Raw genomic sequence first — 16,004 nt, forward strand, 5'->3', positions numbered from 1 at the left:
CACAGCATCACTCCTTCACAGCATCACTCCTTCACTTTACGCAGCTTTACTTCATCACTCCGTCACTAAATTTTACCCCCCGCCCCCTAAAGGGGGAGAAGGAGATTTTTCTGTTTATTGTTTATTGTTCCAAATAACACAATATTACTACTTCATCACTACCTCACTCCGTTACAATTTTACTTCGTCACTTCATCACTCCTTCACTTCATCACAGATAAATAAATCTCCTCTAAAGAATCCACCATCCTTTTTAAGCTAAACGAATTCACTGCGCGTTCACGGGATGCTTTTTTATACTTGCTTAACTTTACAGGATCATCAATTAAGAACTGGCACAAATTTGAAAGTTTTTCCCAGTCTTCCACTTTGCATGTCAGTCCGTCCTGTTTATCGCGAATTACTTCTTTTATCCCTCCAGCGTTAGTAGAAACAATGGCACACTCCATACTCATAGCTTCCAAAAGGGCAATGGGCAATCCTTCAAAAGAGCTGCTCATCATAAAAATATCCATTGCAGAAAAATAAGGTTTAACATCGGTTTTTAAACCTGGAAAGAAAACTTTCTTTTCTAATTTCAATCTTATCAATTCAGCTTTGATCTCTTCTTCCAAAGGTCCGGCGCCGACTATTATCCCATATACGTTTGGATTTTTAGCTTCAATTTCCTTAAAAACCTGTAACCATTCAACAAGTCTCTTCTGAAACCGGAAAACAGCCACATTTCCTATGACTAATGCGTTTTCGGGAATTCCCAATTCCTGCTTTGTTTTAATTCCCAAATCAGGATTTCTTCTGAATGAATCTGTATTGGCACCATTTAGAAGTGTTTTAACAGGAATTTTTGGGTTGATATTTTTCTTTATTGAACTGGTTACATCCTCTGAAACACCTAAAGCTAAACTCTGTGAATTAAACGTAAGTTTATTTATTGTTTTAGTAGCTATATGATACCTCTCTTGCATATTATGCTCTGTATATACAACAGGAATTTTAGTTTTTGCAAAAACCAGTCTTCCTAAAAAGCCAGCCCAGGGTAAATGACAATGGATAAGATCTATTTCATTTGCTTTACAATAATCAATAATTCCGGAATACTGTTGCATTAATTTTATATTATTGGAAGCCGAAAAACAAGTTACCTTTCCCCCTGCATTTTCAATACTAGAGACCATCTGATCTTTCCACGGAAGAAAATAAATTGTATGAAACTCAAATTTGGAAGTATCATGAATTTTTAAGGTTTCAGGCAACAACATTTCAGCTCCTCCTCTACCTAAAGATTTTATGATATGAAGAATTTTCACTTTGCTCATGTATTAATCAACTTAAAATTTCAAATAAAATTATTAACAAATAGAAACAGCTTTTGCCAGTGATTTTTTATTTTATAGATACACTCGCGATTGATAAAGATATTATAATAGGAAAAAATTATTTTTTGGTAGATTCAATAAGACTACGATATAAACTTTCAAACTTCTTAACATTTTTTTCTGGGTCAAAACCTTTCGAAATCATATTAAATGCGTTCTCTCCAAATAAGATTCTTTTTTCATCATTCTCCATTAAGTCTACAAGTCTATCTTTAAAGCTCATTACATCAAAGTTCTCTATTAAATACCCAGTCTTATCATTAATTAAGACCTCCGATACACCGCCAACATTTGTAGAAATAGATGGTGTTTTTTGCGTTCCAGCTTCTAAAATAACACCTGGCACTCCTTCTATTTTACTAGATAATACTAAACAGTCAGAAGCAGCGATAAGCTCAGGAATATCTTGTCTAAATCCAAGCAAGAATACGTTTTGTTCTAATCCCCTTTGATGAATAGTCTGTTTAACTTTTTCAAATAAAACACCATTCCCCACGCAAACTAATTTAATATCTGGATGCTCATTCTTTAATTCATAAAATAAATCTAAGAGGAATTCATGATTTTTTTCAGGGCTAAAATTACCAACATGAATAGCTATTTTCGCATTTCGTTTAAAACCTAAATCTCTCCTTAATTCCTTTGCTAAATTCTTTCCATCTACTTTTTTAACTGGAATACCCCTCCGAATTACCTCTGTTTGAGTTACAGGGTAATCATAGGTCTTAATAAAATCTGCCATTGCTTCTTCACCTACTGAGGTGACATAAGCTATGCGGGTAAACATTCTTTTATATAGTAGTTTTTTAGGTTTGCTATTTACCCATTCACTAATTATACTAATATTTCTATACACAATTGGAATTTCTTCTAAAAAGCAGGAAGCAGAAACCATGTATTTGAGCGTATCTGAGCCATTGCACTGAATTACATCAGGTTTTATCTCTTTTACAAGCTTCGTAATTTCTTTAACGATTTTGAACGAAAAAACGCTCTTTTTTACTTTAACTAAATCTCTGTTGTCCGCACCATTCACAACTAAGATATCACTATCGTTTTCGTAAATCCCAACAAAAGTTACTTCATGGCCCAATGCTATTAGTTCAGCACTAAGATCTGCTGCAAAAAGCTCTGCTCCCCGATATTGACGTTTTGTAACGAGTTGTAAAATTTTCATAGAAAAATATCAATATTAACACCCAATAAAATTTCTGGGTAGCTATCATTTATGATGCTTCGACTGAAAGACTTTTTAAATATTAAAAAACATTCTTAACTTATATTATTTAAAAAACTGAATTTGGGCAAAAATAGCCTAATTCTAGTAGAGAGCAATGTTTTGGTTAATTATAAAACGTAAAGTAAAAAAACATTAATCTTAGATTGAATGCTAAACTATTATTTTCTTAATTTATTTAAAAAAAGATAAATTGATCCCACGTTAATTAACTTATATTTCAATAAATTAAATATCATTTTATTTTGAAAATTTAATCGCTTGTAAAGGGTTTCTATTACAGATAGATAATCTTTTATAATAGAATAAGGCTCTTTTACCAATTGGGATCGCATGATTTGCTTTAAACAAAACATGAAGATATTATTGCTTTCAATAAATTTTGAATTCTTTTTTATAAAATAAAAGCTTGAAGTATGTTGCAGCTTTTGACTCATTCTAGCTTCACCTTGTTCCACATAAATATTAACAGTCGGAGTTGGATCCAAAATAAAATTATATTTAGCATCGAAATTAATAGCCAAATCCCAATCTTGATGTTTTTTTAGATTTTCATCAAACTTTACTTTAAAAAATAATTCTTTTCTAAAAAAGAAAGTAGAAGTTCGAGTATCATACCTGGCTGCAGATAATATGGCATTACCTACATTTTTATTATTATTCGCAATTTGATCATTAAATATAACCTCTGTTTTGTTCGTTCCTTTTTGTAGATAAAACGTTCCATATACCCCATCTGCATTATTTGATTTTAAAACTTGCAGTTTATTTTCTAAATGATTAGCCAACCATTCATCATCACTGTCTAGAAAGGCTATATATTCTCCAATAGCTATTTCAGAACCTTGATTTCTTGCCACTGCCCCACCTCGAGAAACCTCATTTCGAATTAGTCGGACTTTTGGATATTGATTAGAAATAATATTAAATGTATCATCTGTTGAACCGTCATCAATTACAATTATTTCATGAGGAGGTATAGATTGTGCTATTACAGAATCGATGCTTCTAAAAGTGGCTTCTATTCTATTCTTAGTGGGAATTATTACACTTACTTTATCAACCATTTTTATAAATTAACTTGAATTCGCAATATTAGTAAATAATTAACCGGCTCTTATTTCATTTAACTTAAATTTATTCTTGAAGCACATACTCTTACTACATACATTTTATTATATCGTCTAAAAAATATCATATTTATGTATGAAGTAATTAGAAAAATAAAACGAAAATCTCAGGAACACAAACGATTTTCTTTGTTTTATTTATTAAGAGGGAAATCCGAAAGAGTTTTTATAAAAGAGATTAGGGCCGACTTTTCCTCCTGTGTAAGATTGAGAGATTCAGGAGGCAAGGTTTGATGGGGAAGGTTTAATCCAATACCCGAACCGCCGCCAAGATCATAGAATTCAATAACTTCCTCAAGCGTGCTATACAACCCATTGTGCATATATGGCGATGTTAGTTCTGTATTCCTTAAAGAAGGTGTTTTAAACATGCCTTTCTGAAAATCTAGCTCGTACTGCCAGAAGATACCAAAGTCACGATCGAGAGCCAAATTTTCCGTGGTTTCCGGAACACCAATTACCTCTCTTTCAGTTTCTTTGTAAAAAGGAGGAACCGTCCCATTAGTTAATGGAATAAAATGGCAGGTCGCACATAAAGCTTTTCCCATATATACATTAAAGCCTAATTTCTCCTGAGTTGTATAGGTTTTTTCCTCCCCTCGTATATTTCTGTCAAATTTGGAATTAAAGCCATTTAAGGTTGCAATGTATGCAGACAGTGCCTTTATAATATTCGTATATCTAGAAGAACTTTTTCCATAAGCATTTTGAAATAACTGTTCATAAGAAATATCCGTAAGCATTTTATCGGATAATTGATGAACCCCTGAATTGAATTCTTTCTTATTTCGGAATACCGCAGTAACCTGATCCATAATATTTCCCGATCTTCCATCCCAGAAAAAGCTTTGTTGGAAAATTACATTTAGTAAAGAGGGTGTATTTCGTTCTAATAAATTACCTGTATTATCGAAATTGGAAACCATTCCGTCTGCATACGCTTTTTCAGGTACATGGCAAGTAGCGCAAGAGATCTTTTGATTTTTAGAAAGATTTTTATCGGAGAAAAGCTTTTTACCTAATTTAATTTGATCAGCAGTAATATTTTGGTTAACCGGAGGCATAAAAAAACTGATATTAAAAGAATCCTCTTCAAAAAAAGTTGGAGCAAGAAAATTAAAAACTTCATCTTCTGGTCCAGACCAGCCACTATTATTCGTAATACGAACCCAATTTGACATCATTGGATTAAAATAGTCGCGTATAAATGTGAATCTGTCAAACACTAAGAAATTATCCTCAGCTTTTAAAAATTTAATCGAACTTCTAAGAGACTGGGAAAAATCCTGGTCCAATTCCGGATTTTTTCTTCGAACTATTTCACGAATACTAGCGTTATATACCTGCCCTAAACTTTCCAATGAGATTGCAGCTTCTGAAATTCCCCAGGAAATTACAGGAGTGTCAAAACCTGTTATTGAGAAACTAATAAGCCTTAAAAGTTGTTGATGAATTGCAATAAAGAATCTATCAGGGGTGAGTTCCCTTTTGCCCATGATTTCAAGTAAATGTTCCATCATTCCTCTTGTTATCTGAACTTCTTTTAAAAAATCGTTTTCCGAGGTATCCCCGTCAAAAATGCTTTCCTCAATCTTTTGCAAACCTACAGGAGGAAGAATACTTTCACTGTCTTCAATAAATATTGGTAAGGCCGGTCCATTAATTCTATGGCCAACTTCGGGATTAAGATAAGCTGCATAAGGCTCCGCTTTTTTCCATTCCTGCCGGAGTTCCCTAAATATTTTAGGAGAATTGGAATGTTCAGATCCTAAATTTTCAATTTGTGAAAGAAGATCAATTGCATTTTGCAGACTTACAACATAGATTTTTTTCGTTTCTTCCCATTGAATTTTTTCAATCTCCAATTTTTCCTCATTAACTTTTATATATTTTGTCTCTTCTTTACAAGAAACAAATAAAAGCAGGAAACCCATACAATAAAAAAACTGGTTGGGTTTTGAGGAACAAAATTTCATAGAATTCTTAAATTACCTTGGTAAGCCTTTTAAAAGAATTATTTGTGACTTAATCTCTCTTTTAGGCATGATGGCAAGCATAAAAGTATCTGGTATGCCAACCTTATCAGAAATATCTATTAAAGACCCATATTCTCCTTTAAATTGCCCATTGCTTCGAGGGGCTATTTCCATTACAGTTTTTATGTTATCCCCATTAAGACTACTTTGATAAATTCTAGCTGAATGACCACGCAAAAAAGATCTAGGATCTTCTTGAATATATACAAAATTTTCAGTGACACAAAGATTATCCGGACTTTCTAATTCTCCTAAATTTCCATCTCTATTATTGGTATTGGTATTACCACTTATAATTTGAGTGAGTTTGCCAGTTAAAGGTGAATCGTTATCCAGTTCCAACTTATAAACTGTACCCCAATCATTATATGTTCCCGATGCTGGACCGCCACCGCCTGTAACGGCGAAAAAAATATTTCTTGCATTTTCTTCCTTTCCTTTTTGGTAATCAAGATCTTCCACTCTCATAAATTGGGTGGCAAAATTATCAATACAAGCATTTTCCATTTCAGTCTGTGTAAGGTTTCTCCCATTTTCAATCTCGACAAACTCAATTTCATATGTTTTTCTAAAATCAAAGCTTGCCTCGGTATAGATTTCATTACTATTAGCCAATTGCTGAGATCCAGATCCATCCGATACTTGCTTCGTTCTTAAAACATATATTTTTCCGTTATCAAAATCAGCATCCCCATTTTCAGAATAGTATAGAACGACCTGACCAGCTGAATCTGTACTATCATCATCTCCTCCCAAGATTACAGTTTTTCCAGGATAGGTTTTTTGAGGGAGAGGAACTGCGTTTTCCCAAGCGAATTCTCCTAAAGCCTCAAGACCAAAAGAAGCCGTAGGAGTTGGTATTTCTATACGAGGGTCTAAAGCTTTTACTTGATAATGGTAAGATTCTGAAGCAGATAAAAAAATATCTTTTCCTCCTCCATGTATGGCAGATTCCCACATTGTTCCAGAACATTGCCGGGCGTAATCTGCTACTCCTGCGTCAAGAAGATAATCTCCTGAAATCGGATTTAAAAATTCGTCAAATCTTATACGACCAATAGATCTATCACTCTCAAAATTCACTACATAAATAAAATCATCTCCATCTTCTAAAAACCCAGACCCATCCGCCGTACCGCCAATTCTAAAATTTCCTCCAAGAGTATCAGTAGTACTTACCATCGCAAAAGCTTCTAAAGAAGAAAAATTCTTTGATATATCAACCAAGGGTGGAGTGTTGGATTTATCCATAAAAATCTTTGCCATTTTTTCAGGATCAATCTCAGGTATAGCTTCGATTTCAGGTTCTTCTTCAACAATATTTTCATCTGTTTGACATGAATAAATTAAAAAAGTAGAAAACAATAGAAAAAGAAAATAAAAAATTGGATAAGTAGAAAATTTCATATGTGTAGATCTTGGGAGTTCTCAAATATATAAAAATACTTCCTAAGGAATGAAATCAGGATATATTAATTTTTTATTTTTTAAAACAAGATTAACAACTATTTTTGCTGTGTTTAAAAATAAATAATGAAATGTTATTCAACTCCATTGAATTTGCTCTCTTTCTGCCTATCGTATTTTTATTGTATTGGTTTATAGCCCATAAAAATTTATCGGTACAAAACTTTTTAATTGTTCTAGCAAGCTATGTATTTTATGGATGGTGGGACTGGAGATTTCTTTCATTAATAATATTTAGCACCCTAATTGATTATTCAATAGGGTTAGCACTAAAACAAACAAGTTCAGAAGTAAAAAGAAAAGTTTTACTCTGGACCAGTATTAGTATAAATTTAGGATTTTTGGGGATATTTAAATATTATAACTTTTTTCTAGACTCACTTTACAATTTAATGCCTGGTTTACAAACTACAAATGGTTTTAACACATTAGATATAATTTTACCGGTAGGTATCAGTTTTTACACATTTCAAACTCTTAGTTATACTATTGATGTTTACAGAAAACAATTAGAACCAACCAAAGATTTTATTGCATTTTCAGCCTTTGTAAGTTTCTTTCCTCAATTAGTTGCAGGACCAATTGAACGAGCTACCAATTTACTTCCTCAATTTTATAAAAAAAGAAACTTCAATTATAACCTCGCTGTAAATGGTTTGAAACAAATCCTCTGGGGCCTTTTTAAGAAAGTAGTTATTGCGGATAATTGTGCTGTATTTGCAAATTATATTTTTGAAAATTCCTCAGATCTATCTGGTAGTACACTATTATTAGGTTCATTATTTTTTACATTCCAAATTTATGGAGATTTTTCAGGATATTCGGATATAGCTATTGGAACCTCCCGATTATTCGGTTTTAGATTAATGCAAAATTTTGCTTTTCCATACTTTTCGAGAGATATCGCAGAATTTTGGAGACGATGGCATATTTCACTTTCTACCTGGTTCAGGGATTATTTATACATACCTTTAGGTGGCAGTCAGGGAGGCATGGCAATGAAGATTAGAAATACTTTTATTATTTTTCTAGTAAGTGGTTTCTGGCATGGTGCAAATTGGAATTTTATTATTTGGGGAGGATTAAATGCCTTATATTTTTTACCATTGTTAGTATTAAAAAAAAATCGACAAAACTTAGACATCATAGCTTCAAATTCCTATATACCATCACTTAAAGATTTTTTTGGTATGGTATCCACATTTACACTTACTGTTTTTGCGTGGATATTTTTTAGAGCAGAAAACGTAAATCATGCTCTTAACATTCTTTCTAAGATTTTTTCAAGGTCGTTGCTTAGTGTTCCATATTATAACGGTCTAAGTAAAGCTATTGGCTTAGTAATTCTAATATTTTTATTTCTTGTAATCGAATGGATGGGCCGTAAAAATCAGTTTGCTATCGAAAATGTGTCTTTAATAAAAAAAAGACCAATGCGATTGACGTTCTATGCCTTTATAGTTTTTTTAATAGGAATGTTTATGCATACTAGTGAAATGGAATTTATTTATTTTCAATTTTAAATATGAATAAAGAACTCACCAAATTTATCAAACTAATTATTACCACCATTCCATTTATCATTGTTAGCTATCTTCTCCTAATAATTTTATGGGGTGTAATATCCCCATCATTTATGAACGATAATTTGGCTGTACCGAGCTATGGTTTTCTTAAAACAAGATTAAAGGAAGCAAAAACCACATCAAATGTAAATATTGTGTTTCTAGGTTCCTCAAGAGCTTATCGTCATTATGATACCCGAATTTTTGAAGTAAATGGATATAAAACTTTTAATCTAGGTTCAAGCGCTCAAACCTTCCTTCAAACTGAAATCCTTTCAAAAAGGAATTTAAAAAGATTAAATCCAGATTTTATTATTTTAGATATTTATCCCGAAATGTTTAGCTCTGATGGAGTAGAATCTTCTATTGACCTAATAGCTAATGATAATAATGATTGGGATACTTTTAATTTAAATTTAAAACATTTAAATGCAAAAGTTTTCAATTCATACATTTATAGTTTATTCCAACAAAATTTTACTGCTTCCTTACATAAAAAGGAACCACTGCAAAGAGGCTCAAGCAAATACGTTAAAGGCGGATATGTCGAGAGAAAATCAGGGGGAACAAGTGAGCCGTCCAATGACACGATTCTCTTTGATCTTAAAAATAACAATCAAATTGAGGCTTTTTTAAGAACCGTGAATTATATAAGAAACCAGGGGATAGAGTTAATTCTTGTACAATCTCCCCGCCATAGTCAACTTGAATATACCCAAGAAAGTAAAATGGATAGTTTAATAAAGAAAAATGATTTAGAATACATAAACTTAAGTGATTTTAACTCTTTAAATGATACTATTGATTTTACCGACCCTTTACATTTGAACCAAAAAGGAGTCAAAATATTTAATTCATATCTTATTAGAACGGTTTTAAAAGATAAAATTTAACACTAAAAAAAACTCCTTATTCAATTAGTTAAAAAATCTATAAATCTTTAAATTTATCCAAAAGATTAGATGCTATTTCCTTATTTAAGTGATTTTCATTTACAATAATAAAGGAAATTACAATTTGATCATAATCCAGTCGTTCCTTAACCTTCTACAAAGCTTTACTTATTAATCATCTGAAACAATAAACAACTCTTTTAATTTAGAATTTCAAATAAACCTCAAAAATTAAGAGCTAACACAGGTGCTTTGTATTACTTAGCCTCCAGTATAAGTGCAGGAAGTCCCCTCTTATTGCCGAAGCAAATGGCAACATAACTCCGAAATAGACAATTGGCCACATCTGATTAAATGTAGGTAGTTATGAGATTTTTTACTTAAACTTTTTAAAAGTTTTAAAATGAATTTATGGTTTTTGGTTTTAGTAAAGGATCCCAATTGGAAAATATTAAATATAAAATTTCACCTTGATACTTCAGTAATTAATTTATCCCATTTTCTTCCTACTGCAGGTCTATTGAAATTCAAAGCGCTATTATGTGCATTATTCGATAGACGCTTAACCATATTTTCGTTATTATACCACTCATCAAGTTTTGCCTTTAATTCTCCGACATCATTATCCGCAATAAGAGCACCATTCTCACCATTTTGTATCATATCTGCAGGGCCATAATTACAATTTGTAGCAATTACAGGCTTACCAAGAAGCAATGCTTCCAATATTACATTCCCAAAACTTTCAAATTTAGAAGGATTTACAAAAAAATAGGAGTTTTTAATGATAGGAAAAGGGTTTTTAAGCTTACCTGTAAATATTATATTATCAGATAACCCTTTCATTTTAACTAATCTTTCCAACTTAGTTCTATAAGCACCATCTCCAATTATTATTAGCTTAAACCTATTTCTAATTTCACTTTCTGAATAGGCATTTATTAATAGCTCAAAATTCTTCTGTGGTGAAAATCTACCCATTGCAGAAATATACTCAAAATTATACGAACAGGGATCCTCTGCTTTTTCAAGTATTGAATAGACGTCGATAGAATTAGGAATCAAAATATATTTCTTAATACCATAGGGTCTTTTTTCATTCATTGCTTCAATCATATCCGAAGAGGGTAAAACAATTTTTTTTACAAAGGGAGAGTAAATAATAAAATCTGCCCAAATTCTTTGTTTTCTATTCATTCTATAAGGGTAAGCATCTAATCTTGCTATTATATTTGAGTTAAAACTGAAATTTGCAAGAAAACTGCTAAACCTTGAAAAACCAATTGTAATTTCAGGATTAATTCTTTTTGTCTCTTTATAGATACCTAAAAATAATGCCTTGAGAATTTTATATGCACCAATATCCTCACTCTTTCTTAAAACCGTGATCTTCTCCGAAGGAATATCATGAGGTATTTCAAAAATAGGTTGCTGAATGATATAATGAACATCATGGCCCAGCTGCATTAATTCTTCACCTGTATTGATGCTCATTCTTTCAGCACCACCCATTTTAAAAGAACCAATTATAATTAAGATTTTCATTTTACGGAATTTAATTCTTGGAGATTAAAAAAAACACGAAGTTTTTACTTAAATAAAAAAGTTGAAATGGTTAAAATTTATTTTAAAAATGCTAATTGGCTATAAATTAAAATGAAAACAATCATTTCGAAAGTTTATGTATCTGCCACTTATTAATTGCTTCTGGATGCAAAAGGCCTAATTGAGCAGGTATAGATTCAAGCTTTAAAATCTTTGCCATTGAAAATCGATGCATCCCTCCACCCCCAAAAATTAATTGATTATCTCTATCAATGTGAAAAAGCAACCCGCCATCTTCGTTAAAGGAGGAAATATCTAATTCTTTCTGAGTCTTAAATTTTCTAGAAATTTTAATTTCTAGAAATAATTTATCTAACTTTTGATACCTAATAATTATGTCTTGTAAATCATAACAGCCGGCTACCGACCCATGTATCTTAATCTTATCCAACAAATACTCATAAATACCTGTTTCAGCCCAGGGAATATTTTGCTCCCATCTCATTTTGCAAAATATGTATCTTGGTATTTCATCGATGCTATGCTTCTCTGCTAAATCCCAATCTCCACCCAAAATTTTTCCCGATTGGTTTCTTCTGGCAATGGCTAAATAATTATCAACTGTTCTTGGATCAACAAAAATTAATTCTCCAAATTCCGGCGCTCCAAAACCAAATTTCAACTTATTTTGAAACCCTACAATTGTCTTATACAAATATTTTTTAATCTTAACAAAATTTTCTTCCACCTTTCTTTATTATTATATCATGAATTTTTTAATATCAATTCTAACAATACATCACTATTTGTTCCTAGATAAACAATACCGTATTCGCTGTCTACAACCTCGGGATAAGTTTCAACTCCAATGCTACTTAGAATAATAGACTTTTTGCTCATCATAAATGCTTCTAATATAGATCCAGAGAACTTCGACAAATGTACGGAGGTTTCGTTTAGAATTCCCGGTAAAGGCAATTTAGTAGCATCCTCTATATTTACCAAACAATTAATACCTTCCTTAAATAAAACTTGTTCTAACTTGCTTTTTTCTCCTAATTGTCTTGGATGAAGTCTTAACCACCAAACGTAATTGCGAGGAGTTTTCTTTATAGCCTCAATAATATATTCATCAATTAGCTTTTCTCCTATAGGTTGAAGAGTATATAAGATAATTTTCTTTCCAGAACTCACTTCAGGGCTTAAATTCTTTATACAATAATCAATCCAAGGGTTTCCACCGTGAAACACTTTATGATAATTCTGCTTACGAGTCCAATTTTCAATTTCATCTCCAGAAGCACGATTCCATACCCAGAAATATTTTGGCAATAATTTATAACCCTTTAATGGAACCACATTATAATTCGCGTAAGCGAAATGTAAATTACCTTGTCCACCATGCTGAATATCATAATTAGATAAATTCATTTCCGAGGCGGCAAGGTTCATTGCATACATTTCAGACACGTAATAACATAATATATAAATTTCTTGTACATTATATTTGAACAGAACCTTTTTATAAAAATATTTAAGCAAATCGATATAAGCAAATTGTTTAACTATATCGCTTTTATTTATTGTTAGTCTACCCAATTTATCATTTACCTCTTCAATAAAATCTTCGAAGTGTTCCCATTTTGAATCCTTTAGATGCTTTTTCCAAGTAAATTCCCTAATTATTAGAGATATATATTTAATGCCTTCCAAATAAATGGTAACATCAGGATAATCTAAATTTTTCCTGTAAAATGATTTAGTATTACCGTATTCTGCAAAATAAAAACTACTATCAGACTTAAGGCAATCATCTATTAATCGGTTAAAATATCTATTAATAAACTTTCTTCCATCGTAATATCTAAAATGAGGAGCTAAACAAAAAAGTTTAGCTTGTTTATTATTTTTTTTGGTAAAAAAAAATTTAACAATGTAGAATATTCCAATAAAAATCTTTCTAAGCTTAGCTAATCGAGTTTCGGTATGTTTCTTTGTAGAACTATTATGATATGCAAAGGAAAGCCGCATTTTAATTAAAGGCCAAACATTAACCCCTTTTATTTTCCAATCATTTACTGGATAAGATTCCTCTAGCTTATTAATTAGTTCAGCATATTGCTCTCTGTTCATTATAACATCTTAGAAAATTTAGCACTTAACCTACTAAAGTTTTGGCAATATGAGAAGGTATATTAGAATGCATCCATAAATAATTTGTAAGAGCATATCTGTAATCCTTTGTAATCGGTTTTCCCCTGTGAATACCTCTAGTATCTGTAAGTATAACTGTTCCAGCTTCTGCAGTAAAGGTCTTAAGTCGTTCTGGTTCTTTCTCAATTATTCGATTGACTTCAGCATCTTCAAACCTATTCTGAAACTGATCATAATTGTATTTATAGGAATCTCTGTAAACTGCTCTGGAGGTATGGCTACCTTCTATATATTGAAACGGACCATTTTCTTCCGTAACATATGTTAGGTAAACTATAGATTTGGATTGTTTAACATTTGCATGATCTCGATGCCAGCCACCACCAGAACCTTTATTCCCTGGAGCCGCCTCCAATTTGGCGGCTAAAGTAAAACCATCCTTAACTTTGGTACCTTCATACGTCTGCAATAAAGAAATAAGATTTTTATCTCGATAATATTCTTTTATGAATGTACTAACTCTATCTGCACCAAAAATTCTATGATCCGATTCTGCAGTGTCTTTCCAAATTTGAGAATTGTAATCGATGATTAAGCGATCAATTTCTTGCTTAGCTGTTTCGCACCATTCTCTTGTAAAGAAATTTTTTAAGACATAATATCCTTTTTCCTTAATTGACTTCACAATCTCTTCCTCTACTTCAGTAGTAATAAATTTTTCTGAATGAGTAAAATCCAATCGGAGATTATTCATTTCAACTTTAGCAGATTTCAAAATTTTATTATACTTCATTTTGAGGACTTTAGTTATTTAAGGTTATACTCTACAAATATATTTTAATCCAATCTATCCTAAAAATCTTTAAGAAAAACTTATTATTTAAATGATTTCAAGAATTCAGCAAACTTCCAATCAAATAATGTATCTATGTCGTGAGAGGTCTCTTCATCCATGACGTATTTTTTTACTTTTTTGAAATGGCTTATAGATGAGGTTAGCAGGCTTTTCACATTAATCACATATAGTGCACCATTTATTTCCCATACAGGAGGACAATCCTGCCTGCGAGTGAAATTCCCAACCTTTGACGGTTCAAGATAACCAAAGCTATTTTCCTCTCTTAGTATGTAATAAGGATTTGCTTTGGTCTCTTTTACAGAAAGAACCATATCTACATCCTTAGATTTTTCATAAAGATTTATTGCTTCACGAACTTGTTCAGAATTTCTAAATGGTGATGTTGGCTGCAATAATAAAATCGTGTCATACTCCTTACCTATCGACTTAGAGTAGTTTAATGCATGAATTAAAACTTCCTGAGTACCTGATTTATCTGTTGCTAACTCATCAGGCCTTATAAAAGGCACATTAAGACCCAGCTTTTCAACAGTATTTTTTATAGCACGATCATCCGTAGAAACAGTAATATCTGAATCCTCAAATAATTCTCTTGCGAGATCTACAGTATATTGTATTAATGGTTTACCATCTAATACTTTTATGTTCTTTCCAGGCACGCCTTTAGAACCACCTCGAGCAGGTATTACAACTAACATTAATTTAGATGTTTTATAAATTCCTTTGCCTGCTTATAGTCAACTGGGCTGCCAATATCAATCCAAAATCCAGTGATTGGATTATGTATAAGTTTTCCTCCATCTTTAACTAGATTCTCCATTAAGTCTGTAATATCGAAAAATTCGTTTTTCGGAATTTTATCTATTAGTTCCTTCTTCAGAATATATATTCCAGCATTAGAGTGATATACATAAGAAGGTTTCTCTTTAAATTTGATAACCCTATTCTCTTCCGTTTCAAAAACGGCATAGGGTACATCTACCTTATATTCGGTAGATGCCACGGCCATATCGGCATTTTGATTTATTAGATCCAGGTATAAATCTTCAAAATCTACATCTGTAAATAAATCGCTGTTCATCAATAAAACATGATCGGTCTCAAACTTCTCAACTAAAGATAAGGCTCCAGCTGTTCCAAGAGGTTTATCTTCCCATAAATATTCAATGATTATACCTTTACTACTACCATCTCCAAAATATTCTTTAATTTGATCTCCCAGGTATTTTACTGATATATATATTTTTTTTATTCCAAAAGCTATTAGCCTATCAATATTATACTCAATTATTGGCTTATCACCTAATGGTAACATTGGCTTAGGAACTGTGTCGGTTAAGGGACTTAAGCGCTTACCTCTTCCCCCAGCCATAATCATACATTCCAGCGGTAACTCAGATTTTGTTTTCTCCAAATCTATAATTCTCACCAATCTGTTTTCTGAATCTAGAATTGGTAAAATTTTAATATCCTTTTTCCTATATGGTCTTAAATCTAGGAATTCTTTAGTGTCTTGTTCGTATGCAAAATTTCTAAAACAAACATCTCCAACCTGTTTTGTGACATCTGCATCCTGAGCTAATGATCTTCTAATATCACCATCTGTTAATGATCCTAAAACTGATTCATCATTATCAGTTACAAATAATATAAGACGGCTTACATCACGAATCTTATTTAATTTGCGAAGGGCATCAAGGATGGTTTTATCTTTATGAATTTGTATATCTTGGGATTTCATA

At 31.8% G+C, this 16,004-nt stretch carries 13 protein-coding genes; 2 read left to right on the forward strand and 11 right to left on the reverse strand.

Translation table 11 applies throughout. The annotated features are described in order from the left end of the window. Nucleotides 1-203 precede the first annotated feature (203 nt). From ES724_RS12205 to ES724_RS12225, 5 genes are all read right to left on the reverse strand, one after another. Nucleotides 204-1,316 (reverse strand): glycosyltransferase, encoded by a 1,113-nt coding sequence (locus ES724_RS12205; protein WP_146933311.1) that lies wholly within the window; start codon nucleotides 1,314-1,316, stop codon nucleotides 204-206. 118 nt (nucleotides 1,317-1,434) lie between these two features. Beyond that, entirely contained in the window at nucleotides 1,435-2,553 is a 1,119-nt protein-coding gene (locus ES724_RS12210; RefSeq protein WP_146933313.1) for a glycosyltransferase family 4 protein, read from the reverse strand. A 221-nt stretch (nucleotides 2,554-2,774) separates the two neighbouring features. After that, nucleotides 2,775-3,680 carry a glycosyltransferase family 2 protein gene (locus ES724_RS12215; protein ID WP_146933315.1) on the reverse strand — a complete coding sequence of 302 codons (906 nt, stop codon included), beginning with the start codon at nucleotides 3,678-3,680 and terminating at the stop codon, nucleotides 2,775-2,777. A 197-nt stretch (nucleotides 3,681-3,877) separates the two neighbouring features. Next, a complete protein-coding gene (locus ES724_RS12220; RefSeq protein ID WP_146933317.1) occupies nucleotides 3,878-5,677 on the reverse strand; it encodes a cytochrome-c peroxidase in 1,800 nt (599 codons plus the stop codon). A 54-nt stretch (nucleotides 5,678-5,731) separates the two neighbouring features. Further along, entirely contained in the window at nucleotides 5,732-7,186 is a 1,455-nt protein-coding gene (locus ES724_RS12225) for a PhoX family protein (RefSeq protein ID WP_146933319.1), read from the reverse strand. A gap of 131 nt (nucleotides 7,187-7,317) precedes the next feature. Between ES724_RS12225 and ES724_RS12230 the strand changes: the two genes are divergently transcribed. After that, nucleotides 7,318-8,769 (forward strand): MBOAT family O-acyltransferase, encoded by a 1,452-nt coding sequence (locus tag ES724_RS12230; RefSeq protein ID WP_146933404.1) that lies wholly within the window; start codon nucleotides 7,318-7,320, stop codon nucleotides 8,767-8,769. A gap of 2 nt (nucleotides 8,770-8,771) precedes the next feature. Next, on the forward strand, nucleotides 8,772-9,704 hold the full coding sequence (locus ES724_RS12235; protein ID WP_146933321.1) for a hypothetical protein: 933 nt from the start codon (nucleotides 8,772-8,774) through the stop codon (nucleotides 9,702-9,704). Nucleotides 9,705-10,169: 465 nt separating this feature from the next. On the opposite strand, the gene ES724_RS12240 is transcribed toward ES724_RS12235, so the two are convergent. The 6 genes from ES724_RS12240 to ES724_RS12265 all read right to left on the reverse strand — a co-directional run bounded on the left by ES724_RS12240 (nucleotide 10,170) and on the right by ES724_RS12265 (nucleotide 16,003). After that, nucleotides 10,170-11,249 (reverse strand): glycosyltransferase, encoded by a 1,080-nt coding sequence (locus ES724_RS12240; protein ID WP_146933323.1) that lies wholly within the window; start codon nucleotides 11,247-11,249, stop codon nucleotides 10,170-10,172. A 121-nt stretch (nucleotides 11,250-11,370) separates the two neighbouring features. Beyond that, the gene (locus ES724_RS12245; RefSeq protein ID WP_146933325.1) at nucleotides 11,371-11,997 is read right to left on the reverse strand and encodes a hypothetical protein; all 627 of its coding nucleotides are present in this window, start codon (nucleotides 11,995-11,997) and stop codon (nucleotides 11,371-11,373) included. 17 nt (nucleotides 11,998-12,014) lie between these two features. Then, a complete protein-coding gene (locus tag ES724_RS12250) occupies nucleotides 12,015-13,382 on the reverse strand; it encodes a hypothetical protein (RefSeq protein WP_146933326.1) in 1,368 nt (455 codons plus the stop codon). Between the two features lie 25 nt (nucleotides 13,383-13,407). After that, nucleotides 13,408-14,196 carry a phytanoyl-CoA dioxygenase family protein gene (locus ES724_RS12255; RefSeq protein ID WP_146933328.1) on the reverse strand — a complete coding sequence of 263 codons (789 nt, stop codon included), beginning with the start codon at nucleotides 14,194-14,196 and terminating at the stop codon, nucleotides 13,408-13,410. 83 nt (nucleotides 14,197-14,279) lie between these two features. Then, nucleotides 14,280-14,960 (reverse strand): acylneuraminate cytidylyltransferase family protein, encoded by a 681-nt coding sequence (locus ES724_RS12260; protein ID WP_146933330.1) that lies wholly within the window; start codon nucleotides 14,958-14,960, stop codon nucleotides 14,280-14,282. Further along, on the reverse strand, nucleotides 14,960-16,003 hold the full coding sequence (locus tag ES724_RS12265; protein WP_146933332.1) for a nucleotidyltransferase family protein: 1,044 nt from the start codon (nucleotides 16,001-16,003) through the stop codon (nucleotides 14,960-14,962). Before ES724_RS12265 ends, ES724_RS12260 begins: the two co-directional genes overlap by 1 nt. Nucleotide 16,004 lies beyond the last annotated feature (1 nt).

The organism is Gillisia hiemivivida, from assembly GCF_007997295.1.
Lineage (GTDB): Bacteria > Bacteroidota > Bacteroidia > Flavobacteriales > Flavobacteriaceae > Gillisia > Gillisia hiemivivida.

Coding starts and splice junctions, on each gene's coding strand:
- ES724_RS12235 (WP_146933321.1), top strand. CDS start 8,772: ATGAATAAAGAACTCACCAAATTTATCAAACTAATTATTACCACCATT.
- ES724_RS12215 (WP_146933315.1), bottom strand. CDS start 3,680: ATGGTTGATAAAGTAAGTGTAATAATTCCCACTAAGAATAGAATAGAA.
- ES724_RS12255 (WP_146933328.1), bottom strand. CDS start 14,196: ATGAAGTATAATAAAATTTTGAAATCTGCTAAAGTTGAAATGAATAAT.
- ES724_RS12230 (WP_146933404.1), top strand. CDS start 7,318: ATGTTATTCAACTCCATTGAATTTGCTCTCTTTCTGCCTATCGTATTT.
- ES724_RS12240 (WP_146933323.1), bottom strand. CDS start 11,249: ATGAAAATCTTAATTATAATTGGTTCTTTTAAAATGGGTGGTGCTGAA.
- ES724_RS12225 (WP_146933319.1), bottom strand. CDS start 7,186: ATGAAATTTTCTACTTATCCAATTTTTTATTTTCTTTTTCTATTGTTT.
- ES724_RS12260 (WP_146933330.1), bottom strand. CDS start 14,960: ATGTTAGTTGTAATACCTGCTCGAGGTGGTTCTAAAGGCGTGCCTGGA.
- ES724_RS12220 (WP_146933317.1), bottom strand. CDS start 5,677: ATGGGTTTCCTGCTTTTATTTGTTTCTTGTAAAGAAGAGACAAAATAT.
- ES724_RS12205 (WP_146933311.1), bottom strand. CDS start 1,316: ATGAGCAAAGTGAAAATTCTTCATATCATAAAATCTTTAGGTAGAGGA.
- ES724_RS12250 (WP_146933326.1), bottom strand. CDS start 13,382: ATGAACAGAGAGCAATATGCTGAACTAATTAATAAGCTAGAGGAATCT.
- ES724_RS12265 (WP_146933332.1), bottom strand. CDS start 16,003: ATGAAATCCCAAGATATACAAATTCATAAAGATAAAACCATCCTTGAT.
- ES724_RS12210 (WP_146933313.1), bottom strand. CDS start 2,553: ATGAAAATTTTACAACTCGTTACAAAACGTCAATATCGGGGAGCAGAG.